A 21,030-nucleotide genomic window follows, 5' to 3' on the forward strand; every position below is an offset into this window, starting at 1 on the left:
TGGCATGGGTCGGGCACGGAGCGTCCCGACGATCGCTGGTTTTCGGCGGCAATCTGCGCCAGACGCTCCCCTTCCTGGCCTCTCCTGCAGTTGCGGCCGACATAGGAAATGCCCGGCGCGCCTTCAAGGGAAACGTCGACGGACCGGGATTCAGGAAGCCGGACTGGACGGCACGACACCGGACTCGCGGAGTGCCGCCGACGCACGAACGATCACCGCCGGAGTGATCAGGAACTGCCGCAACACCGTTTCCGGCGCGGCGTTCGCCGGCTGCTTCGTATATTTCAGCAATGCTTGCCAAGTCGCGCGCGCTTCGGGCAGATGCCCCTGTCGCGCCTGGACGATCGCGCGGACCATCATGAATTGCGGTTCCATCTTGCTGGGCGTCGGCACCCGGTCGAGAATGACTTGTGCCGCCTGTTGATCCCCCGCTTGCGACCGCACGAAGGCCAGCGTCACCGCGGGCACGCCGGGGTAAGAGGCGTCGAGATCGAGCGACCGCTGCAACAGCGCGGCACCCTCTTCCGCCTGCGCGCAGGCAAGTTTGAATAATCCGAGAAATCCGGCGATGTCGGCATCATAGGGGTTGAGCCGCATCGCGCCGTCGCCGAACGCGAGCCCGGCGGGGCAATTGCCCGCATAGAAATTCGCGCGCGACATCGCGAATAGTCCCGCCGAGGATCCCGGACCGTTTTCATAGGCGCGCTGGGCCAGCGCCCGCGCCTCGGCAAAGGCGGCGGCGCCCTCGGGCGTGTTGCGGCGCGGTTGCCAGTCACCGAAGCGGACGAGCGACAGGGCGGACAACGCAACCGGATCGTTCGGTGTGCGGTCAAGCGTAGCGCGCAGGCACGCATCGATCTGCTTCGCGGCGGTGGCGCTGCGCATCTGGCGCACCCGGTTGAATTGCGCGAGGCATGGAAAGCCCGGCGCGAAATCGTCCGGATGGCGCTGGACCTGATCACGGACAATCACGCCATAGTCCCCCGCAATCTGGGCGATGGCGGTATCGACTGGCGCGAACTCGGGCATCTGCTCCTTCTCGAGATGAAACTGTTGCGACCAGATCGTCCGCTGATCGGCGACCCGGTTCAGCACCAGCGTGACGTCGGCGGGCCCGTCGAGGTCGCGGACAAGCAGGACGTCGAGGCGATAGTCCGGCTGCGATGCGGCGGCCGATGCTCCATTCGCTTCCGCGCTTCGCAGGTCGACCAGCTCGAACCGCCGGAAACCGTCGCGCAGCCGCCCGTCGAGCGCGCGTGCGAGTGCGCGCGACACCGGCGTTTCGCCCGCCTGCGGCACCCCGACCTCCAGCAGCGGCATCGGCACGGGGGTTGCGCCGCCCATCCGCCCCCAATTGGCGTAGGTCCACCATCCGGCGGCGGCGGCCAGCAGCACGAAAAGCAGTGCCGCCACCCGGCGCGCATAGCCGGATCGCGCCGAGATCCCGGCATCGCGCTTGTGGTGCGATGACGCCACGCCCGCGACGCCCGTATTGGTGTTCGGCGCGAGTTCCACCGCCATGTCACCCTCGGCGTCCGCGGCCGCTCGCGCGGGGGGCGCCGAACGATGCTGGACGACGATTTCGTAACTCCCCTGCGGAACGCGCAGACGGTGGATCCAGGGCGTTTCGGCATAATAGCGGTCGAGGAGCGTCCGGAGCCGACCGACCATGACGCGGGGATAGCTGTCGACCGCAGGATCGAAATCGGCGCTGCGCCCCAACGCCTCGGTTGCGATCGCATAGGCCTTGGGGGCGCTGCGCCCGCCGCGCAGGCGATGCTCGACAAGGAATTGCAATAGACGCGACAGAACCGGCGAACGGGTGAACAGGGCCGACTCGCGCAGCTGTTCGAACTCGGCGGCAATGATCCGGTCGGTTTCATCACCATCGGGAAGCTGATCAGCGATTATATGGTCCATGCAACCTCGAATGCCCCCTCGCGAGGCGTGCGCGCTAGATACGCCAAACGGCCGGGACAGCTAGCCGATTTTACTACCATGTAACGGTAACAGCAGACCGCAACCTTATATCAAAATCATTGCGAGGTGCCAAATGACGCTGAAAAGCGGCATTTGTGGCTAATAATTTCTTGCCGTTTCGCGACATGCCGCGTCGTGACCCCTTGTAACTGCCATACCGCCGAGGGACGTGAGATCGTTAAACGGTCGCGACGTGCCCTGTGCCGTCGTGGTCTGGGCTGGGCTTATGCCCGGTTGGGACAATTGGGGTCACAAGATCGAAGGGCGCGAGCTGGTCCCTGGCGCTTTTCGGCATATCGCGTGGCTCCATAACAGTGACTCCGCCGGACGGACATGCAGCCCCACCTGCATCCCGTCCGGCGAGTCCGAAGCCGGCTACATCGACCCCAGCTTTCCAAATTTCGCTGCTCAGGCCGGCCCGATCCGAAAGGCGCACAGCTTGTTGCCGTCGAGGTCACGGAAATAGGCGGCATAGAAAGCCTGCTCGCCGTCGTCACCGCGAAGTCCGGGCGGCCCTTCGCAAGTGCCCCCGAGTTCGAGCGCCTTGGCGTGGAGCGCATCGACCTTCGCGCGCTCGTCGACGACGATCGCCGCCATATGGCCATTGCCGCGATCGGCGGGCTGGCCGTCATAGGGCCGCGTCACCGCAATGCCGGGCTGGCCCCAACCGGTGCCATAAAGGGTAAAGCCGTTCGCCTCGGTATCCGACATGCGCATCAACTCGCTCGCGCCGATCGTCCCGAGCAGCCCGGTGTAAAATTCGCGGGCGCGCGGCAAATCGTCGGTGCCCATGGTCACATAGCCGATCATGTTTCTCTCTCCCTTCAACAGAAAGGGCGCCGGCTCGCACCGACGCCCCGCTTGTACCCGGTTGCCGTTTGGCTCAGCTCTTGGTCGCGGCTGCGCCGTCCTTGCAGGGACCGGTGTGGGTGCTCGTCATCTGCAGCACCATTTCCATCTCGCCCTGACCGGTCGGCATCTTGCCCTTGGTCGTGATCGTCACGTCGGTCTTCTTCGCTTCCATCGTGCCGGCCATCGCCATGTCGACTGTCTGGCCGTTGGCGGTGCAGGTGCCCGCAACGTCGATCTTGCCGCCGCTGACATCCTTCTTCGACCATTTGCACTCGCCGCCGTTGCCCGGGCCCTTGGCGAGCTCGGCGGCGATATCTTCCTTGTCGACCTGCTCCTGCGTGAAGCACTGGTCCATGCCGCTGGCGCCTTCCATCATCTTCGCCATGCCGTCCTTCATTTCGGGCGGCATGCCCGGAACTTCGAACTTCACCAGCTTGACGTCGGTCTTCCAGTTTCCGGCCTCGCGCTTGACGGTGCCGCCGGCATTTTCGGTCTTGCTGCAGCCAGCCGTCGCCAATGCAACGCCAAGAGCGGCGAACGTGAGTAGCTTTTTCATATCCATCCCCTGTGACTCATTGCGATTGTGCGCCCACCCCATCGATACCATATTGGCAGCGATGGCAATCCAGATTCGTACATCGCTCGATGAAATCGACACCGGCGAGGCCTATGTCCCGCACCGCCCCGCCCGCCCCGACAAGGTCGAGGGCGGCAAGCGTTTTGAACTCGTTAGCGACTATGAGCCCGCCGGCGACCAGCCGACCGCGATCCGCGAACTGGTCGACACCGCGCTCGCGGGCGAGCGTGACCAGGTGCTGCTCGGCGTCACCGGGTCGGGCAAGACCTTTACCATGGCAAAGGTCATCGACGAGTTGCAGCGCCCCGCGCTGATCCTCGCCCCGAACAAGATCCTCGCGGCGCAGCTCTATGGCGAATTCAAGAGCTTCTTTCCGAACAATGCGGTCGAATATTTCGTCAGCTACTACGACTATTACCAGCCCGAGGCCTATGTGCCGCGGTCGGACACCTACATCGAGAAAGAAAGCTCGGTAAACGAGGCGATCGACCGGATGCGCCATTCGGCAACGCGCGCGCTGCTCGAGCGCGACGATGTGATCATCGTCGCCTCGGTTTCGTGCCTTTACGGCATCGGGTCGGTCGAGACTTACTCGGCGATGATCTTCGACCTCAAAAAGGGCCAGGTCGTCGACAATCGCGAGATCATCCGCAAGCTCGTCGCGCTGCAATACAAGCGCAACGACCAGGCCTTCGCGCGCGGCAATTTCCGCGTGCGCGGCGACAGTCTCGAAATCTTCCCTTCGCACTATGAGGATATGGCCTGGCGCGTCAGCTTCTTCGGCGACGAGATCGAGGAGATCGTCGAATTCGACCCGCTGACGGGCAAGAAGATCGCCAGCCTCAACTATGTCCGCGTCTATGCGAACAGCCATTATGTCACGCCCGGCCCGACGCTCAAACAGGCGACCGAGGCGATCCGGCACGAACTGGCGGAGCGCCTCAAGGAACTCGAAGCCGAGGGCCGCCTGCTCGAAGCGCAGCGGCTCGAACAGCGAACCAATTTCGACCTCGAGATGATCGCCGCGACGGGCAGCTGCGCGGGGATCGAGAATTACAGCCGCTTCCTCACCGGCCGCCTCCCCGGCGAGCCGCCGCCGACGCTGTTCGAATATCTGCCCGACAACGCCCTGCTCTTCGTCGACGAAAGTCATCAGACGATCCCGCAGATCGGCGCGATGTCGAAGGGCGACCATCGGCGCAAGATCACGCTCGCCGAATATGGCTTCCGCCTGCCGAGCTGCATCGACAACCGACCGCTGCGCTTCGCCGAATGGGACCTGATGCGTCCGCAGACGGTCAGCGTCTCGGCGACGCCGGGGACGTGGGAGATGGACCGCACGCAGGGCGTCTTCGCCGAACAGGTGATCCGCCCCACCGGGCTGATCGACCCGCCGGTCGAGATCAAACCGGTCGAGGAACAGGTCGACGACCTGATCGCCGAGGCAAAGAAGACCGCCGCGGCGGGATACCGCACGCTGGTTACGACACTGACGAAGCGCATGGCCGAGGATCTGACCGAGTTCCTGCACGAAGCAGGCCTGAAGGTCCGCTACATGCACTCGGATGTCGAGACGCTCGAACGCATCGAGATCATCCGCGACCTCCGCCTCGGCGTGTTCGATGTGCTCGTCGGCATCAACCTGCTCCGCGAAGGGCTCGACATTCCCGAATGCGGGCTCGTCGCGATCCTCGACGCCGACAAGGAAGGCTTCCTGCGTAGCGAAACCTCGCTGGTGCAGACGATCGGGCGCGCCGCGCGCAACGTCGATGGCCGCGTCATCCTTTACGCCGACCGCATCACCGGCAGCATGGAACGCGCGATGCGCGAGACCGACCGCCGCCGCGAAAAACAGGAGGCCTATAACGCCGAGCACGGCATCACCCCGACGACGATCAAGCGCAACATCGGCGACATCATCGCGCATGTCGCGTCGAAGGATCAGGTGACGATCGACATCGGCGACGACAAGCCCGCGCACATGGTCGGGCACAATCTGCGCGCCTATATCGCCGACCTGGAAAAGAAGATGCGCGATGCCGCCGCCGACCTGGAATTCGAGGAAGCCGGGCGGTTGCGCGACGAGATTCGCCGACTGGAGGCCGACGAGCTTGGCCTGCCCGCCGACGAACAGGTAGCGCCGCGCGTGGGGCGGAGCAACGAGGGCAAGCCCGGAACGCGCAAGGGGCGGTTCGGGAAGTCGAGCAAGACCAAGTGGGGACGGTAACGCAAGGCGATGGAGCCTATCGCCGCGCCGGGTAATCCGGCGCTTGCTGTCGACCTTTGATAGTGTCAGTGTCGGCGCAAGGGGAAAAACATGCCCTTTCGTTCGGCCTGGATATATGTGCTGGCGCTGCTCGCGCTGACGTTCGTTGCCTTCTGGCCCGGATATTTCACGAAGCTGCAGACACATAGCATGGCGCACCATGCTCATGCCGCCAGCTCTGTCCTTTGGATCGTCCTTGCGATCGTCCAGAGCTGGACGGCCCACCACCATCGACTCGCGCTGCACCGCGCGACCGGGCTCGCGATATTTCTGCTTTTCCCGTTCTTCCTGGTCGGGGGAATGTGGGTCATCCATGTCGAGGCGGCGACCTTGGCCGGCGATTTCACCAGTATCGAAGGCAAGCAGATCGCGCAGTTCGGTTTTTTCGATCCGCTCGCCAATCTCGCATTCGCCCTTCTCTTCTGGTTGGGACTGAGGCACCGCTATCAGGTCCAACTGCACGCTCGCTATATGCTCGCGACGCTGCTGTTCGTGATTTCTCCGATCGGATTCCGATTGCTTGCCATGCTCATCCCGTTTTTCCGGCCGGATGAGAATTTTTCCTATGCCATGGCAGGCGGCAATCTGATCGCGCTGGCGATCACGCTTTACCTGTTTCGCCAGGCGTCGTCGCATGGCAGGCCATTTCTGATAGCGGCGGGATTCATTGCCGCGCAGGCAATCAGCTTTGATACGCTCGGACGAATTCCAGGCTGGGCGCCGATGTTCGCCGCCGTCTCCCGCGTCAATCTGCCCTTCCTGCTGTTCCTGTCGGCTATCCTTGGCGTCGCGATCGCTTGGCACGGATGGATTGCCGGAGCGCGCCTGGGAACTCCCAAAGCAGCGTTGGCAGCCTGACGATCGCATCGCCCGCTCACCGTCCGGCGCCCTTCGACCAAGGCCCCGCCGCGACCGACCAGCGGCCTTGCCGCCCTTCCCCGCCCCGCTTAGGGTTCGCGCCTCAACGGGGAGAAAATCATGAAAACAGGTCTGTCGCTGATTGCGCTGGCGCTTGCGGTCGCCGCCCCTGCTGTCGTTCATGCACAGGACAAGCCGGATGACAAGGCGAAGGCCGAAAAGCCCGCAGACGTCGAGCCACAGATCCGCACCACGAAACTCTCCGGCACCTTCGGCGGGCAGCGTATCAATTACGCCGCGACGATCGGCGAGACGATCATCAAGAACAAGGACGGCGTGCCGGAAGTCGCGGTCGTCACCACCGCCTATATCAAGGAACCGCGCGATCCGAACCGCCCGGTGACCTTCCTGTTCAACGGCGGCCCCGGCTCGGGCACGGTCTGGTTGATGATGGGCGCCTTCGGGCCGAAGCGCGTTGCGATCCCCAGCGATGCGCGCGATGATGGCGCCCCGCCCTACCCGATCGTCGATAATCCCGACGCGCTGCTCGACGTGACGGACATCGTCTTCATCGACCCGCCGGGCACGGGCTTTTCGCATCTGATCGGAAAAGCCGATCCCAAGGATTATTACGGCGTCACGCAGGACGCCAAGCTGGTCGCCGAGGTCATCCGGCGCTGGCTGAACGACAATGGCCGCTGGAACAGCCCCAAATATCTCGGCGGCGAAAGCTATGGCACCACGCGCTCGGCGGCGGTCGCGAACCAGTTGATGAACGAGACGTACAACGACGTCGCGCTCAATGGCATCATCCTGATCTCGACCGTGCTCGACTTCGCGGCGGGATCCGATACGCCGGGCAACGAACTGAGCTATATCACCAACCTGCCCTCGATGGCGGCCACCGCGATGTTCCACGGCAAGGCGAGCGGCTCGTCGGTCGAGGCCTTTACTGAGGAAGCGCGGCAGTGGGCGATCGGTCCCTATGCCTCGGCGCTGCTCAAGGGGCAGAAGCTGCAGGGCGAGGAACGCGCCGCGATCCGCCGCGACCTCGCGCGCTTTACCGGCCTCTCCGAAACCTATCTCGAAAGCGCCGACCTCCGCGTCACCCCCGGCCGCTTCTACAAGGAATTGCTCCGCGACCGCGGCCTGACGGTCGGCCGCCTCGACAGCCGCTATACCGGCAAGGATTACGACAATGCCGGCGAGCAGCCCGACAACGACCCCAGCTTCTATGGCATCGACGCGAGCTACACCGCGGCGATCAACAGCTGGAGCCGCGATGTTCTGGGTTTCAAGACTACCCTCGAATATCAGTCAATCAGCGGCATCGGCGGGCTGTGGGACTGGCGGATCGGCGGGCGCGACACCAACGCCTATCTCAACGTCACACCCTATATCGGACAGGCGCTCCGCGAGAATTCGGGGCTGCGCGTGTTCGTCGGACAGGGCTATTATGATTTCGCGACGCCCTTTTTCGCCGCCGAATATGCGCTGTCGCGCACCGGCATCCCACAGGACCGGATCACCTATCAATATTATGGCGCGGGCCACATGATGTACATCCGCGACGAGGATCGCCATAAATTGTCGCAGGATATCCGCGCCTTCATTCGGGCGCGTTGAGCGGCCGGTTCCGATCGATTGCGGACATTGTGATCCCCGGCGAAAGCCGGGGCCCAGAGCGGCAAAACACCAGGCTTGTGTGAGAATTCCCTGGGCCCCGGCTTTCGCCGGGGATCACAGAAGGATGTCCGCTTCCTACCCCAAAACGGACGCGGTCACCGCAGTACGCCCGCCGCCGCTTGCTTCCGTGCATAGACGAACAGCGCGATCAGGATCACCCAGATGATCGCCGTGAAGATCATCGGGAACGTTCCGAACAGGCGCATCAGGTCGCCATAATGCAGGCCAAACTGGTAGATGCAGCTGATCGCGAGTCCGACGAGCGAGACGGCGAACGCCGACACCGCATGGCGGCTTCGTGCGAGAAGCAGCAGCGATCCGAGTACCGATCCCCAGACGCCCAGCGCCCAGCCGATATTCGCCCACAGCGGGAAGCTCGCGAACCACGCCTGCTGTTCGGGCGTGAAGGCCGCGAGATATTCAGGGTTCTGCATCTTGGTCATCGTATAGTCGAACGCGCCGACGGCGTTCCACAACAGCGACACAACCCCGACGATCCACAGATGCACGGGTGTCTTGCGTACTTCAGTCATCACTATCTCCCCCTCCAGAAAGATCAGGCGAAACTATCAGATTTCGCGGCGCTCATCAACGATGTGATATAGTCGCGTAACACAGCGATGTTGCGGTCGAAATAGCCGATGTCGCGATAGGTGCGCGCCTGCATCACCGCGCCCTCCATCACCGTCAGCACGAATTCGCCGAGTGCGTTGCGATCGGCACCGGGCGGCAAGCGATCCGATGCCGCATCGAAGCAGCCGGCAATCGCGGCCGACCAGTTGGTGAAATTCGCCGCCATCAGATCGCGGACCACCGGGTCGGGCTCGTGGATTTCGAGCGCGAGGCTCCCGATCGGGCAGCCATAGGTGCAGTCGGTGACGATCAGGTGCGTCCTGTAACCAGCGAGCAACGCGAAAATACGCTCGATGGGGTCGTCGACCCCCTCCCAGTTGGGCGCCAGCAGCATCTCGTCGATCCCGTCGCGATAGAGTTCGAGAACACCGACGAGCACGTCCTGCTTGCCCGGAAAGAAATGGTAGAGGCTGCCCGAATGGACCTGGCTGCGCGAGAGGATGTCGGAGACCGAGGTCGAGAGATAGCCCTTTTCCCAAAAGAGCTCCATCGCGGTCATCAGGATGCGGTTGCGGGTGTCGGCGGCGTTCATCGGCGGCTCCTATCCCGCGCGATCATACGCGGCGCGAAGCCGGTCCGCCACCTCGCGCCCCGCGTCTTCTCCCGCGTTGATGCGAATGCGGTGCGACACCATCGCATTCCAGCTTCCCGCGAGTTCCAGCATGCCCGCCGGCTCTTCGCCCTTCAGCGCCAGCCCGATATCGAACCGGTCCTTGGTCGAGGGCATCAGCAGCGCGAACTGCTTCTTGCGGCGGAGGCTGACATAGCCCTTCTTCGGCGCCAGTTCGACGTCGCCGCCGAAACCTTGCACCAGCGCCACCAGCCGGTCGTAAAGCGGCCGCCAATGCGCCTTCGCTCCATCGAACGCCGCCGCGACGAGCGCCTCGTCGTCCTGCGACGCGGCCGACGAGGCATTCGCCGCGTGGACGATCATATTGGCATAGCCATGCCCGAGACCATGTTCGGATTTCAGGTGGTTCACCAGCGCCATATGGCCCGAAATGCCCGTAGCGCGCGCGACTGCGACCCATTCGTCCAGCACCTTGCCCGTCTTGGCGCGCAGGCTATCGCCCATCTTTTCGAATTCGTCGGCCATATCGCCCTCCTTCGCAAGATCACTTGATTGAACATTCAACCAAGTGATTTGTCAAGAGGCTTGGCAAGCGGGCGCCAAGCCCCGATATGCGCCGCATGTGCGTCGTCGCCCTCGCCTATCAAGCCCACCCCGACTGGCCTCTGATCCTCATCGGCAATCGCGACGAATTTCACGCGCGACCGGCCGCGCCGCTCGGCCATTGGCCCGACGGCAGCGGGATCGTCGCGGGACGGGATATTCAGGCCGGCGGAACATGGCTGGGAGTCCACCAGCCGAGCGGGCGCGTGGTGGTGGTGACGAACGTCCGCGGCGCGATGCCCGACCCCGCGAAGGAGTCGCGCGGCGCGCTCGTCGTCGACATGCTGCGTGGCGACGGCCGCTTCGCCGAACCGGCGGAGGCCGACCTCGACCGCTTCAACGCGTTCAACCTGTTTGCCGTCGGCGGCGCCCCGCGTCTGCTCACCAACCGGCCGACGCCGCTGATCGCGGCGCTGGCGCCCGGCGTCCATGCCCTTGCCAACGAACCGGTCGATGCGCCGTGTCCGCGCGCCGAACGGCTCCGCACCGCGCTGTCGGCGGTGGTCGAGGCGCAAGGCGACCCCGAAGGCCTGCTCGACACGCTGACAGCAGAAGGCGAGCCCGCGCTGTTCCTGCACGGCGAGGTCTATGGCACCCGCGCCTCGACGCTCGTCGCGATTGCCGCGGCGGGTGACGTACATATGGTGGAGCGCCGATACGAAGCGGGCGGCCGTCCTGGTGGAACGACCGCCCTCGATTTTCGCATCGGCTGAGCCGCGACGCCTTATTTCGGCGCGATCACCATGACCATCTGGCGGCCTTCGGTGCGCGGATGCGCCTCGACCTTCGCGATCTCGGCGGTCATTTCGGCGACGCGCTGAAGCACGTTGAGGCCGAGCTGCGTGTGGCTCATCTCGCGGCCGCGGAAACGCATGGTCATCTTGACCTTGTCGCCTTCCTCAAGGAAGTCGAAGACCTTCTTCATCTTCACATCGAAATCATGATCGTCGATGTTCGGACGCATCTTGATCTCTTTGATTTCCTGCGTCTTCTGGCTCTTGCGCGCCAGATTGGCCTTTTTCTGGGCTTCGTACTTATACTTGCCCACATCGAGGAACTTGCACACCGGCGGATCGGCGTTGGGAGACACTTCAACCAGGTCCAGACCGACCGAGGCAGCTTGCTCGATCGCTTCGGCCGTCAGCATTACGCCCAGATTCTCCCCTTCCTCGTCGATCACGCGGACCTTCGGAGAGGAAATGAATTCATTGTATCGCGGGCCGTTTTTGGGCGGCACGGGCGCCATCGAGCGGCGGGTCATGGGCGGTGGTATAGCTGTATCTCCTGGTCATTTACGATAGGCGCGCGGAATCGACGCGATCGCGGCGCGCCATGCCCATATAGTGAACGCGAGCGCGCCGTAAAGGCCGCCCGCGTCACAAACATGACGCTTTTCGCCACGCTGTGGCGGTTATGCCACTACCATTTCGTCGGCGCGGGGTCGATCACGCGGAAGCCTCCGGCCCCGACCTCGCTGACCTCGAGCGCGCGCATCGCGATCCCGCGGTTGTTGAAGCGGAAAATGCCGTCGATGCCCCCGAACCCCTCCTCGGCGAGCAATCGCGCGGCGGGAAAGGTCATGCCCGGCTTCCAGTCGCGCGCGATGCGGACGGTCAGCAGCACCGAGTCGTAGCCGAGGCTGGCGAGCCGGTACGGCGCCTTGCCGTAGCGTGTGCGATATTTCGCGGCGAGCTGACCGTAAAGGCCATCCGAAACGCTGGCGAACCACGACCCGCGCATAGCGGGATTACCGCCAAGCGCCGCGTCTGTATTCCACAGCTCGGTGCCGAGGATCTGTTTGTTTCCCGTGCTCTTGACGACCGGCACGGCGCGGATCGCGTTGCCGCCGCTGTCTGCGACGAGCACCGCGTCCATCGCGCCGGCATTGGCAAGCCGCCGCGCCGCGCCCGTCAGCGCGGTCGCGCTGCGGTCATAGGTTTCGACCGCGACCAGCGTACCCCCCGCGGCCGACACCGCCGAGCGGAAGGCCGCGGCCGAGCGGTCGCCATAGACCGTCTTGGGCACGAGCGCGCCGAACCGCTGCTGCCCCTTGCTGCGCGCATAGGCGACGACGCGCTCGACCGACTGGCCGGGAACGAAGCCCATGATGAAGACGCCATTGCCCGCGACGCTGCTGTCGTTCGAGAAGCTCAGCACCGGCACCTTCGCCTCGCGCGCGATCGGCGCGACGGCGGCGACATCCTCGCTGAGCAGCGGGCCGAGGATCAGCTTGTTGCCGTCGGCGACCGCCTGCCGCGCCGCGGCGGCGGCACCAAGCGCGGTGTCATAGGTCGTGATGCGAACCCGCTCGGTCTTCGAATCGAGCAGCGCCATCGTCGTCGCGTTCGCAATCGCCATACCGACATCGGCGTTGGGCCCGGTCTGCGGGACGAGCAACGCGACGCGGTGGCGGTCGGTATCGGTCGGAAGGCCGGGGCCGACGCCATCGGCGGGCTTTTCGGGCGGCGGCGCGGTGGCCGGGCCTGTCGCCTTAGGCACCATCTGGCACGCGGCGAGCAGACCGCCCAGCGTCAGCATCGCGATCCCGCGCAGCATTTTGCGCCGTGACGATGCATAAACCTGGCGCGAGCCCCCGTGGCAATCTTGGGCAGTTTCTGCCATTTTCGGCGTCATGCCGGATTCGACCATCTCAAAATCTCCCTTGCCCGGTCTCTATATCGTCGCGACGCCCATCGGCAACCTCGGCGACATCAGTGCGCGGGCAGCCGCCACTCTTGCCTCGGCCAACGTCATCGCCGCCGAGGACACGCGTGTGACCGCGAAGTTGCTGTCGCATCTGGGTTTGCGCGTTCCGATGACCCCCTATCACGACCACAGCGACGAACGCACCCGCGCCGCGCTGGTTGCGCGCATGGAGCGTGAAGTTGTCGTTTTGGTGTCAGACGCGGGAACCCCGTTGATTTCGGATCCAGGGTACAAGCTGGTGCGCGACGCGCGCGCAGGCGGACGACACGTCACCACCCTGCCCGGCCCCTGCGCCGCGATCGCCGCGATCACGCTCTCGGGATTGCCGAGCGACCGCTTCCTGTTTGCGGGTTTCCTGCCGAACAAGGCGAAGGCGCGCGCTGACACGATCGCCGAGTTCGCGGGGCTCCGCGCGACGCTCGTCTTCTACGAGAGCGGCCCGCGCCTCGCCGCCGCGCTGACGGCACTGGCTGGCGGCCTCGGCAACCGCGAGGCCGCCGTCGCGCGCGAGATCAGCAAGCTTTACGAGGAATGCGCGACCGGCACGCTCGCCGATCTCGCGGCGCGCTACGCCGACGCGCCGCCCAAGGGCGAGATCGTGATCGTCGTGGGCCCGCGCGGCGAGGAAAGCGGCGAGGAAGCCGATGCGGCGACCATCGACGCCGCGCTGCGCGCCGCGATGGCGGACCGGCCCGTCGCGCAGGCCGCCAAGGCCGTCGCGAAGCAATATGGGCTCGATCGGCACGAGGTTTATGCCCGTGCGCTGGCATTGAAAGAGCGGGCTTGAACCGCGCCGCCGCCGAAGCGCGGGGCCGCAGGGCCGAACGGCGCGCCGCATGGTGGCTGCGCCTGCACGGCTGGCGCATTCTCGGCCAGCGGCTCCGCGTTGCCGCGGGCGAGGTCGACCTCGTCGCGCGGCGCGGCAAAACGCTCGCCTTCATCGAGGTGAAGTGGCGCGAGCGCCCCGAAGACCTCGACCTTGCGATCGACCAGTGGCGCTTGCGACGCGTCGCAGCGGCGGCGGAAATGCTCATCCCCCGATTCGCGCGTCCGTCGGATGACGTCCGCATCGACGTGATGCTCCTTGCGCCGAAGCGATTGCCTCGCCATCTGGTCCACGTCTGGCAGCCGTGACGGCGCCCAAGGAGAAGAAGATGACCCTGCGTGCAGCCGTGCAAATGGACCCGATGGACGCGATCAACATCAATGGCGACAGCAGTTTCCACCTGATCCTGAAAGCGCTCGAACGCGGGTACGAGCTCTATCACTACGACGTGCGCGGGCTGACGTGGGAGGCCGGGCGGCTGACCACCAAGGCGCACCGCATCCTCGACGCGAAGCGCGAGGCCGGCGCGCACTATGAATTTGGCGATTTCGTCACGCTCGACCTCGGCCGCGACGTCGATGTCGTGCTGATGCGGCAGGATCCGCCCTTCGACCTCGGCTACCTCACCGGCACCTGGCTGCTCGAGCGCATCCGCGGCGAAACGCTCGTGGTCAACGATCCTGTCTCGGTGCGCAATGCGCCCGAGAAGGTGTTCGTGCTCGATTTCCCCGAGTTCATGCCGCCGACGATGGTCACGCGCGACCTTGACGCGGTGAAGGATTTTCAGGCCCGTTATGGCGCGGTGGTGATCAAGCCGCTCCACGGCAACGGCGGCAAGGCGGTATTTCGCGTCGACGCCGACGGCAGCAACCTGGGCGCGCTCGTCGAGCTGTTCGGGCAGGTGTGGCCCGAACCGTTCATGGTCCAGCAATTCCTGCCGAGCGTCGCCAGGGGCGACAAGCGCATCGTCCTCGTCGACGGCGAGGTCGCGGGCGCGATCAACCGCAAGCCCGGCGAAGGCGAATTCCGCTCGAACCTTGCGGTCGGCGGCTATGCCGAGGCTGCGGGGCTTACACCGCGCGAGCAGGAGATTTGCGACGTGCTCGGCCCCGAGCTTCGCGAACGCGGATTGCTGTTCGTTGGCATCGATGTGATCGGCGGCGAATGGCTGACCGAAATCAACGTCACCTCGCCCACCGGAATCGTCGCGATCGACCGTTTCAACAACAGCGATACGGCGGGGATGATCTGGGACGCGATCATCGGGCGGATCGGCTGACGGCCCCGCGCGTTCTCTTCGCATGACCGACTTTATCCTGAACCTGATCCAGAGCTGGGGGTATGTGGGGATCTTCATCCTCATGTTCCTGGAAAATGTGTTCCCGCCGATCCCCTCCGAAGTAATCATGGGGCTCGGCGGCATTGCCGTTTCCAAGGGGCATTTCGATTTCTGGACGCTCATCGCGGTCGCCGTGGCGGGAACGACCGCCGGAAACTGGATCTGGTACGGCATCGGCCGGTGGATCGGATACGAACGGCTCAAGCCCTTCATCGACCGCCATGGCCGCTGGCTGACGCTCGACTGGGCCGAGGTCGAGCGGTTGCACAACTGGTTCCTGAAATACGGCCCCGGCATCGTGTTCGTCGCACGCTTCATGCCCGTCGCGCGGACGATGGTGTCCTTGCCCGCGGGCATGGTGAAGATGAACCAGGCGAAATTCCTGGCTTGGACCGCCGCAGGTTCGACAATCTGGATCGCCGCACTCGCGGGCGCCGGCAACTGGTTCGGGGGGAAGTTCGCGAACCTCGACGCCTTCGTCGGCCCCGTCGCGCTGGTGGCGATCGGTTCGCTCGTGGCCATCTATATCTACCGCGTCATCACCTGGAAACCCAAACGGGCTAACTAGGCGCGCGGGTGCGCGCTCCGGTAAATGTCCAGCAGATGCGCGGCGTCGACCGCTGTATAGACCTGCGTCGAGGCAAGGCTGGCGTGGCCGAGCAATTCCTGCAGACTGCGAAGGTCCGCCCCGCCCGCAAGCAGGTGCGTCGCGAAGCTGTGGCGCAATGCATGCGGCGTCGTGCGTTCGGGCAGGCCCAGCGCGCGCCGCGCCGAGCGCACGCTCGCGCGGACCACCCCGGGCTGGAGCGGCCCGCCGCGAGCGCCGAGGAACAGCGGTGCCTCTTTCCCGATCGGCCACGGGCAAGCCTCGACATAGCGCGACACGGCGGCCGCAACGGCGGGCAGGATCGGGACGATCCGGGTCTTGTTCCGCTTGCCCGTGACGCGCAGCGTGTCGCCCAGCGGCAGCGCGGCGCCGGTCAGTCCCAGCGCCTCGCCGATACGAAGGCCGGCGCCATAGAGCAAAAGCAGCAGCGCAAAATCGCGCGCGCCAACCCAGCCTTCGCGGGCATTGTCCTCGACATCCTGCGCCAGTTGGAGCGCTTCCGCAGGCGCGACGGGCCGCGGCAGGCCCTTCTTGACGCGCGGCCCGCGCATCTGCGGAACGGCCGCGTTCGATCCGCCGACGAAGCGCAGGAAGGTGCGCAGAGCGCTGAGTTCGCGTGCGGCGGACGCATTGCCCAGCCCGTCGGCGCGGCGGTCGGCAAGGTAAGAGCGAAGATCGTTCGGCGTCAGACCCTTGAGCATCCGCGCATCGACCGCGCCGCCGCGATGATGCGACAGGAAGGCGCAAAATCGCTCCGCCGTCGCGATATAGGCACGGCGCGTATGCTCCGACCGGCGCTTTTCGTGCGCCAGATGGGCATCCCAGTCGCGGATCAGTCCGTCAGCCAATATCCATTCCCGTTCGGGCTTTGCGCGAACCTAGCCGGTCCGCACGACCTCGGAAAGGATGCTGTCGAGCAGCAGAATGCCATCGTCCGTGACCGCAAGCCGGTCGCCTTTCTGCACCAACAGCCCCTGCCCAGCCAGCCGCGCCACCGCCCCCTCATCGACGAACGCATCGCGCCTCAACCCGCTGCGCGCCTCAATCCGCGCCAAGTCGATCCCCTCGGTCAGCCGCAGCCCCATCAGCATCGCCTCGGTCGCGCGTTCGTGCGCGGGCAGGTCGGTTTCGACCTTCAGGCCGTGTCCGTTACGCTCGACCGCTGCGATAAAATTCTCGGGCTTCTTGTGCCGCTCGGTCGCCTGGCCGAGGCGCCGCCCGTGCGCCCCCGGCCCGACCCCGGCATAGTCGCCATAGCGCCAATATGTCAGATTGTGCCGACTCTCCTCACCGGGCCGCGCATGGTTCGACACCTCGTAGCGCGGGAGCCCCGCAGCGCTCGTCATCGCCTGCGTCGCGTCGAACAGGTCGGCCGCCGTATCGCCGTCGGGGATGACGAGGTCGCCCTTCGCCGCAAGCGTCGCGAAACGCGTGCCGGGTTCGATGGTGAGCTGGTAGAGCGAGAGATGCCCCGTTCCGAACGCCAGCGCGTCGTTCAACTCGGTTTCCCATTGGGCGAGAGTTTGCCCCGGCCGCGCGTAGATTAGATCGAAGCTGACGCGCGCGAAATGCTCCTGCGCCGCGGCAATCGCACGCCGCGCCTCGTCGCCGCTGTGCGCGCGCCCAAGAAATTCAAGTATTTGCGGCTCGAAGCTTTGCACGCCGATCGACACGCGATTGACACCAGCCGATGCGAGCGCAGCGAAATTGGCGACCTCTACCGAATTCGGGTTCGCCTCCAGCGTGATCTCGCAATCGCCCGCCAGACCCCACGCATCGTCGGCAGCCCCGATGACTGCTGCAACGGTTTCGGGCGGCATCAGGCTGGGCGTACCCCCGCCGAAGAAGATCGACGACACCGGGCGGCCCGGAAGCAGTTCCGCCTCATGCCGCAAGTCAGCGAGCAGCGCGGCGCGCCACACCTCTTGGTCGACACTCTCGCGGACATGGCTGTTGAAGTCGCAATAGGGGCATTTGCTGACGCAAAACGGCCAATGGACATAAAGGGCGAGCGGTTCGGCCATGGGGGGCCTTACTCCCATTCGTCATTCCGGCGAAAGCCGGAATCCATGGGTCCCGGATCAGGTCCGGGGCGACGACGATATCAAAACGCTCCGGCCACCAGCTTGGCGAAAGCATCGGCGCGATGACTGATTGCGTGCTTCTCTGCCGGATCGATCTCCGCGAAAGTCAGCGTGTTACCGGCTGGAACGAACACCGGATCATAACCGAAACCCATCGTCCCGCGCGGCGGCCAGGTCAAACTGCCCTCAGCCTTGCCCTCGAACACCTCCGCATGACCGTCGGGCCATGCCAGCGCGAGGGTGCAGACGAAGCGCGCGCTGCGGTCGACATCCGGCCCCTGCTCGGCGAGCAGGCCTTCGACCTTGCCCATCGCCAGATACCAGTCGCGGCCCGGCGCGCCTTCGAACCATTGCCGTTCGGCCCAGTCGGCGGTGTACACGCCTGGACGACCGCCGAGCGCCGCGACTTCGAGGCCGCTGTCGTCGGCGAGCGCCGGCAGCCCCGCCGCCGATGCGCTCGCATGCGCCTTCAGCAGCGCATTCTCGGCGAAGGTCGTCCCCGTCTCCTCGGGCTCGGGAAGGCCGAGGTCACCCGCCGACACGGGATCGATCCCATAAGGTTCGAGCAGCGCGCGGATTTCGCGCACCTTGCCCGCATTGTGGCTCGCGATGACGAGCTTGCCGGGGGTGAGCTTGCGGGTCATTCGAAGATCCTTCTTTCGTCATGCCGGACTCGATCCGGCATCCATTCCGGCCTCGGCTGCATGGACCCCGGATCAAGTCCGGGGTGACGAACAATATTACCGGCCCGCCGCCTTCGCCTGCGCCGCGAAGATATCGGTGCAGCCGATGCGCGCGAGGCGGAGCAGGCGCAGCAGGCCCTCTTCGTCGTAGGTCGCGCCCTCGGCGCTCGCCTGCACCTCGACGATCTGGCCCTTGCCGGTCAGCACGAAATTGCCGTCGGCTTCGGCGACCGAATCCTCGTCATAGTCGAGGTCGAGCACCGGCGTGCCCTTGTAGATGCCGCACGAGATCGCCGCGACGCTGTCCTCGATCGGATCCTCGGTCAACGCCTTGCTTTCGAGCAGCTTGTCGACCGCAAGGCGCAGCGCGACCCACGCGCCCGAAATCGAGGCGGTGCGCGTGCCGCCATCGGCCTGGATCACGTCGCAGTCGATGACGATCTGACGCTCGCCGAGCTTCGCCATGTCGACGACGGCGCGCAAGCTGCGACCGATAAGTCGCTGGATTTCCTGCGTCCGGCCCGACTGCTTGCCCTTCGCCGCTTCGCGGCTACCGCGGGTGTGCGTCGCGCGGGGCAGCATGCCATATTCGGCGGTGACCCAGCCCTGCCCCTTGCCGCGCAGGAACGGCGGAACCTTTTCCTCGACGCTGGCGGTTACCAGCACCTTGGTATTGCCGAAGCTGACAAGGACGCTGCCCTCGGCGTGGATGGTGAAATTTGTTTCGATGGCGATCGACCGCATCTGGTCGGGCGCGCGGCCGGAGGGGCGCATGGGATATCCTTTCGATTGACGATTGCGGAGGCCCTTAGGCCGCCACCCTCAACCGCTCAAGCGCATCCTGAAGAAATCGAGGATTTCGTCGCGCGCCTGCACGGTCGGCTGGCCGGCCTCGTCGATCAGGTGGATGGTGACGACGCTGTGCGGGTTCTTCATCGGGCTGTCGGGGTTCGCGGCGTCGTCGGGCAGCACCTTGCCGATGAACCGGTCGCCGAGCGCATTTTCGAACGCCTCGAACCGCGCAGCCTTGCAGAATTTGTCGCCTTCGAAACGGTAGGCGAGCACCGTCAGATCCTCGGCTTCCATCCGCGCTTTGACGGCGACGAGTTCATCGGGGTGGATATGCATCCCCGCCGCGTCGTTCAGCGGCAGCGAGGGCTGCGACAGCACCGGCGCGAGCACCGCGGGTTCGAGCATCATCGACAGTGCGAAATTGCCGGTGAAGCACATCCCGATCGCACCGACGCCCTTGCCGCCGCATTCCTTGTGCGCCAGCCCCGCAAGCGCGCGCAGCCACCGCGTTGCGGGCGAGCTTTCGTTCGCCTGGAAGGCCCGGAACTGGCGGCTGATGCAGCCGCCGAGGATTGTAAACAGCGCGCCGGGCATCCGCGGCACGGCGCCGTCCTTGCCAAAGATATGCGGCATGTAGACGGTGAAACCGGCATCGCGCACCCAGCGCGCGAAGCGCGCGACATGCGGGCTGATTCCCGGCATTTCGGTCATCACGATCACCGCGGGACCGCTTCCCATTATATAGACCAGCCGGTCTTGGCCGAGCAGCGAGATGGTGCGGCGCTGGAAGTCGTCAAGCGGATCGTCGCGGTCGAGCGGTCGGTCGGTCATGCTTTTCTCCCCTGCAAGGCAGGCTAACGCCACTCCCATGCTCTGACCAGCAGAGCTTGCCCCCACCCCCCTCCATCCCTAAATCCACTCCATGACCACTCCGCCCATCACCGAATTGACCACGCGCGCGCGCGATGTGTTCCGGTTGGTCGTCGACGCCTATCTGGAAACGGGTCAGCCGGTCGGATCGCGGACGCTGTCGAAACTCGCGACGCTCAACCTGTCGCCCGCCTCGATCCGCAATGTGATGCAGGATCTGGAGGAGTTCGGCCTGCTCGCCAGCCCGCACACCAGCGCGGGCCGGTTGCCGACCGAACAGGGGCTGCGCCTCTTCGTCGACGGCATGATGCAGGTCGCCGAACCTTCGCCCGAGGACCGCGCCCAGATCGAGGCGAGCCTCGTCGAGGGCGGCCCGATCGAGAGTGCGCTCGCGCAGGCGACGGCAGCACTGTCCGGGCTGTCGGCGTGCGCGGGCCTCGTTCTCGTTCCCAAGCATGAGCGCGTGCTGAAGCAGCTCGCCTTCGTCCCGCTGTCGGCCAGCCAGTCGCTCGTCGTGCTCGTCGCGGGCGACGGGACGGTCGAGAATCGCGTGATCGACATTCCAGCGGGGCTCAACCCGTCGGCGCTGGTCGAGGCGGGCAATTATATCAGCGCAACCTTGTCGGGCCTGACCCTCACCGAAGCGATGGCGCGCGTCCGCCACGAGATCGAGGCCGAGCGAATTGCGATCGACCGCGCGGCGCAGGATCTGGTCAGCCGCGGGCTCGCGATCTGGTCGTCCGACGGCGCCGACCGGCCGGTGCTGATCGTGCGCGGGCAAGCCAATCTGCTCGATGAAAGCGCGGTCGGCGATCTCGACCGCGTGCGGCAGTTGCTCGACGAACTCGAAACCAAGCAGGATATCGCCCAGCTTCTCGACAGCGCGCGCGAAGGCGCGGCGACGCGCATTTTCATCGGGTCGGAAAATAAATTATTCTCGCTTTCGGGCTCGTCCGTGATAGCGGCGCCCTATCGCGGTTCGGACGGGCGCGTGGTCGGCGTTGTCGGGGTTATCGGCCCGACGCGCTTGAACTATGCCCGGATCGTACCCATGGTGGATTTCACCGCACAATCGCTCTCAAGACTGATACGATAGG

At 65.2% G+C, this 21,030-nt stretch carries 22 protein-coding genes; 9 read left to right on the forward strand and 13 right to left on the reverse strand.

Features of this window, described 5'->3' with window-relative positions; genetic code table 11:
* Positions 1-150 precede the first annotated feature (150 nt).
* The 3 genes from ATE64_RS09255 to ATE64_RS09265 all read right to left on the reverse strand — a co-directional run bounded on the left by ATE64_RS09255 (position 151) and on the right by ATE64_RS09265 (position 3,388).
* Positions 151-1,920, reverse strand: a complete 1,770-nt coding sequence (locus ATE64_RS09255) for a hypothetical protein (protein ID WP_058454912.1) — start codon at positions 1,918-1,920, stop codon at positions 151-153.
* A 468-nt stretch (positions 1,921-2,388) separates the two neighbouring features.
* Positions 2,389-2,790, reverse strand: coding sequence for a VOC family protein (locus ATE64_RS09260; protein ID WP_058454913.1), 402 nt, complete (start codon positions 2,788-2,790; stop codon positions 2,389-2,391).
* A 73-nt stretch (positions 2,791-2,863) separates the two neighbouring features.
* Positions 2,864-3,388 carry a DUF3617 domain-containing protein gene (locus tag ATE64_RS09265; RefSeq protein ID WP_058454914.1) on the reverse strand — a complete coding sequence of 175 codons (525 nt, stop codon included), beginning with the start codon at positions 3,386-3,388 and terminating at the stop codon, positions 2,864-2,866.
* 61 nt (positions 3,389-3,449) lie between these two features.
* Between ATE64_RS09265 and uvrB the strand changes: the two genes are divergently transcribed.
* From uvrB to ATE64_RS09280, 3 genes are all read left to right on the forward strand, one after another.
* The gene (gene uvrB / locus ATE64_RS09270; RefSeq protein ID WP_058454915.1) at positions 3,450-5,636 is read left to right on the forward strand and encodes an excinuclease ABC subunit UvrB; all 2,187 of its coding nucleotides are present in this window, start codon (positions 3,450-3,452) and stop codon (positions 5,634-5,636) included.
* Positions 5,637-5,753: 117 nt separating this feature from the next.
* On the forward strand, positions 5,754-6,533 hold the full coding sequence (locus ATE64_RS09275; protein ID WP_156416490.1) for a hypothetical protein: 780 nt from the start codon (positions 5,754-5,756) through the stop codon (positions 6,531-6,533).
* Positions 6,534-6,653: 120 nt separating this feature from the next.
* Positions 6,654-8,159 (forward strand): peptidase S10, encoded by a 1,506-nt coding sequence (locus ATE64_RS09280; protein WP_058454917.1) that lies wholly within the window; start codon positions 6,654-6,656, stop codon positions 8,157-8,159.
* Between the two features lie 155 nt (positions 8,160-8,314).
* Here the strand turns inward: ATE64_RS09280 and ATE64_RS09285 are convergent, their stop codons facing one another.
* Genes ATE64_RS09285 through ATE64_RS09295 form a run of 3 tightly spaced genes read right to left on the reverse strand, consistent with a single transcriptional unit; the run spans position 8,315 to position 9,948 of the window.
* Positions 8,315-8,752: a hypothetical protein gene (locus ATE64_RS09285; RefSeq protein WP_058454918.1), complete on the reverse strand. Its 438-nt coding sequence runs from the start codon at positions 8,750-8,752 to the stop codon at positions 8,315-8,317.
* Between the two features lie 23 nt (positions 8,753-8,775).
* Entirely contained in the window at positions 8,776-9,384 is a 609-nt protein-coding gene (locus ATE64_RS09290) for a TetR/AcrR family transcriptional regulator (protein WP_058454919.1), read from the reverse strand.
* A 9-nt stretch (positions 9,385-9,393) separates the two neighbouring features.
* The gene (locus ATE64_RS09295) at positions 9,394-9,948 is read right to left on the reverse strand and encodes a DUF4287 domain-containing protein (protein WP_082657690.1); all 555 of its coding nucleotides are present in this window, start codon (positions 9,946-9,948) and stop codon (positions 9,394-9,396) included.
* A 95-nt stretch (positions 9,949-10,043) separates the two neighbouring features.
* Between ATE64_RS09295 and ATE64_RS09300 the strand changes: the two genes are divergently transcribed.
* On the forward strand, positions 10,044-10,739 hold the full coding sequence (locus ATE64_RS09300; protein ID WP_058454973.1) for an NRDE family protein: 696 nt from the start codon (positions 10,044-10,046) through the stop codon (positions 10,737-10,739).
* 11 nt (positions 10,740-10,750) lie between these two features.
* Here ATE64_RS09300 and infC read toward each other — a convergent pair whose 3' ends face one another.
* Both infC and ATE64_RS09310 read right to left on the reverse strand, forming a co-directional pair.
* The gene (gene infC / locus ATE64_RS09305; RefSeq protein ID WP_058454920.1) at positions 10,751-11,287 is read right to left on the reverse strand and encodes a translation initiation factor IF-3; all 537 of its coding nucleotides are present in this window, start codon (positions 11,285-11,287) and stop codon (positions 10,751-10,753) included.
* A gap of 158 nt (positions 11,288-11,445) precedes the next feature.
* Entirely contained in the window at positions 11,446-12,582 is a 1,137-nt protein-coding gene (locus ATE64_RS09310) for a penicillin-binding protein activator (RefSeq protein ID WP_082657691.1), read from the reverse strand.
* A 76-nt stretch (positions 12,583-12,658) separates the two neighbouring features.
* Here ATE64_RS09310 and rsmI point away from each other — a divergent pair, with 76 nt between their 5' ends.
* Genes rsmI through ATE64_RS09330 form a run of 4 tightly spaced genes read left to right on the forward strand, consistent with a single transcriptional unit; the run spans position 12,659 to position 15,465 of the window.
* The gene (gene rsmI / locus ATE64_RS09315) at positions 12,659-13,519 is read left to right on the forward strand and encodes a 16S rRNA (cytidine(1402)-2'-O)-methyltransferase (protein ID WP_058454921.1); all 861 of its coding nucleotides are present in this window, start codon (positions 12,659-12,661) and stop codon (positions 13,517-13,519) included.
* Positions 13,516-13,866, forward strand: coding sequence for a YraN family protein (locus ATE64_RS09320; protein WP_058454922.1), 351 nt, complete (start codon positions 13,516-13,518; stop codon positions 13,864-13,866). Before rsmI ends, ATE64_RS09320 begins: the two co-directional genes overlap by 4 nt.
* 20 nt (positions 13,867-13,886) lie before the next feature.
* A complete protein-coding gene (gene gshB, locus ATE64_RS09325) occupies positions 13,887-14,837 on the forward strand; it encodes a glutathione synthase (RefSeq protein WP_058454975.1) in 951 nt (316 codons plus the stop codon).
* 22 nt (positions 14,838-14,859) lie between these two features.
* On the forward strand, positions 14,860-15,465 hold the full coding sequence (locus tag ATE64_RS09330) for a DedA family protein (protein ID WP_058454923.1): 606 nt from the start codon (positions 14,860-14,862) through the stop codon (positions 15,463-15,465).
* Here ATE64_RS09330 and ATE64_RS09335 read toward each other — a convergent pair.
* The 5 genes from ATE64_RS09335 to ATE64_RS09355 form a co-directional block, all read right to left on the reverse strand.
* Positions 15,462-16,352, reverse strand: a complete 891-nt coding sequence (locus ATE64_RS09335) for a tyrosine recombinase XerC (RefSeq protein WP_156416491.1) — start codon at positions 16,350-16,352, stop codon at positions 15,462-15,464. The two genes, ATE64_RS09330 and ATE64_RS09335, sit on opposite strands and share 4 nt — an antisense overlap.
* Positions 16,353-16,382: 30 nt before the next feature.
* Entirely contained in the window at positions 16,383-17,528 is a 1,146-nt protein-coding gene (hemW, locus tag ATE64_RS09340; protein WP_082657692.1) for a radical SAM family heme chaperone HemW, read from the reverse strand.
* Between the two features lie 80 nt (positions 17,529-17,608).
* Positions 17,609-18,232, reverse strand: a complete 624-nt coding sequence (gene rdgB, locus ATE64_RS09345) for an RdgB/HAM1 family non-canonical purine NTP pyrophosphatase (protein WP_058454926.1) — start codon at positions 18,230-18,232, stop codon at positions 17,609-17,611.
* A 96-nt stretch (positions 18,233-18,328) separates the two neighbouring features.
* Positions 18,329-19,045 carry a ribonuclease PH gene (gene rph, locus ATE64_RS09350; RefSeq protein ID WP_058454927.1) on the reverse strand — a complete coding sequence of 239 codons (717 nt, stop codon included), beginning with the start codon at positions 19,043-19,045 and terminating at the stop codon, positions 18,329-18,331.
* Positions 19,046-19,093: 48 nt separating this feature from the next.
* Entirely contained in the window at positions 19,094-19,894 is an 801-nt protein-coding gene (locus ATE64_RS09355; RefSeq protein ID WP_058454928.1) for a dienelactone hydrolase family protein, read from the reverse strand.
* A gap of 91 nt (positions 19,895-19,985) precedes the next feature.
* Here ATE64_RS09355 and hrcA point away from each other — a divergent pair, with 91 nt between their 5' ends.
* Positions 19,986-21,029, forward strand: a complete 1,044-nt coding sequence (gene hrcA / locus ATE64_RS09360; protein ID WP_058454929.1) for a heat-inducible transcriptional repressor HrcA — start codon at positions 19,986-19,988, stop codon at positions 21,027-21,029.
* Position 21,030 lies beyond the last annotated feature (1 nt).

This window comes from Sphingopyxis sp. H073 (assembly GCF_001468395.1).
In the GTDB taxonomy this organism is placed as follows: Bacteria; Pseudomonadota; Alphaproteobacteria; order Sphingomonadales; family Sphingomonadaceae; genus Sphingopyxis.

Excerpts from the sequence above, each read along its gene's own strand:
- ATE64_RS09255 (WP_058454912.1), bottom strand. The coding sequence starts at position 1,920 with ATGGACCATATAATCGCTGATCAGCTTCCCGATGGTGATGAAACCGAC.
- ATE64_RS09260 (WP_058454913.1), bottom strand. The coding sequence starts at position 2,790 with ATGATCGGCTATGTGACCATGGGCACCGACGATTTGCCGCGCGCCCGC.
- ATE64_RS09265 (WP_058454914.1), bottom strand. The coding sequence starts at position 3,388 with ATGAAAAAGCTACTCACGTTCGCCGCTCTTGGCGTTGCATTGGCGACG.
- uvrB (WP_058454915.1), top strand. The coding sequence starts at position 3,450 with ATGGCAATCCAGATTCGTACATCGCTCGATGAAATCGACACCGGCGAG.
- ATE64_RS09280 (WP_058454917.1), top strand. The coding sequence starts at position 6,654 with ATGAAAACAGGTCTGTCGCTGATTGCGCTGGCGCTTGCGGTCGCCGCC.
- ATE64_RS09285 (WP_058454918.1), bottom strand. The coding sequence starts at position 8,752 with ATGACTGAAGTACGCAAGACACCCGTGCATCTGTGGATCGTCGGGGTT.
- ATE64_RS09290 (WP_058454919.1), bottom strand. The coding sequence starts at position 9,384 with ATGAACGCCGCCGACACCCGCAACCGCATCCTGATGACCGCGATGGAG.
- ATE64_RS09295 (WP_082657690.1), bottom strand. The coding sequence starts at position 9,948 with ATGGCCGACGAATTCGAAAAGATGGGCGATAGCCTGCGCGCCAAGACG.
- ATE64_RS09300 (WP_058454973.1), top strand. The coding sequence starts at position 10,044 with ATGTGCGTCGTCGCCCTCGCCTATCAAGCCCACCCCGACTGGCCTCTG.
- infC (WP_058454920.1), bottom strand. The coding sequence starts at position 11,287 with ATGACCCGCCGCTCGATGGCGCCCGTGCCGCCCAAAAACGGCCCGCGA.
- ATE64_RS09310 (WP_082657691.1), bottom strand. The coding sequence starts at position 12,582 with ATGCTGCGCGGGATCGCGATGCTGACGCTGGGCGGTCTGCTCGCCGCG.
- rsmI (WP_058454921.1), top strand. The coding sequence starts at position 12,659 with ATGCCGGATTCGACCATCTCAAAATCTCCCTTGCCCGGTCTCTATATC.
- gshB (WP_058454975.1), top strand. The coding sequence starts at position 13,887 with ATGACCCTGCGTGCAGCCGTGCAAATGGACCCGATGGACGCGATCAAC.
- ATE64_RS09330 (WP_058454923.1), top strand. The coding sequence starts at position 14,860 with ATGACCGACTTTATCCTGAACCTGATCCAGAGCTGGGGGTATGTGGGG.
- hemW (WP_082657692.1), bottom strand. The coding sequence starts at position 17,528 with ATGGCCGAACCGCTCGCCCTTTATGTCCATTGGCCGTTTTGCGTCAGC.
- rdgB (WP_058454926.1), bottom strand. The coding sequence starts at position 18,232 with ATGACCCGCAAGCTCACCCCCGGCAAGCTCGTCATCGCGAGCCACAAT.
- rph (WP_058454927.1), bottom strand. The coding sequence starts at position 19,045 with ATGCGCCCCTCCGGCCGCGCGCCCGACCAGATGCGGTCGATCGCCATC.
- ATE64_RS09355 (WP_058454928.1), bottom strand. The coding sequence starts at position 19,894 with ATGACCGACCGACCGCTCGACCGCGACGATCCGCTTGACGACTTCCAG.
- hrcA (WP_058454929.1), top strand. The coding sequence starts at position 19,986 with ATGACCACTCCGCCCATCACCGAATTGACCACGCGCGCGCGCGATGTG.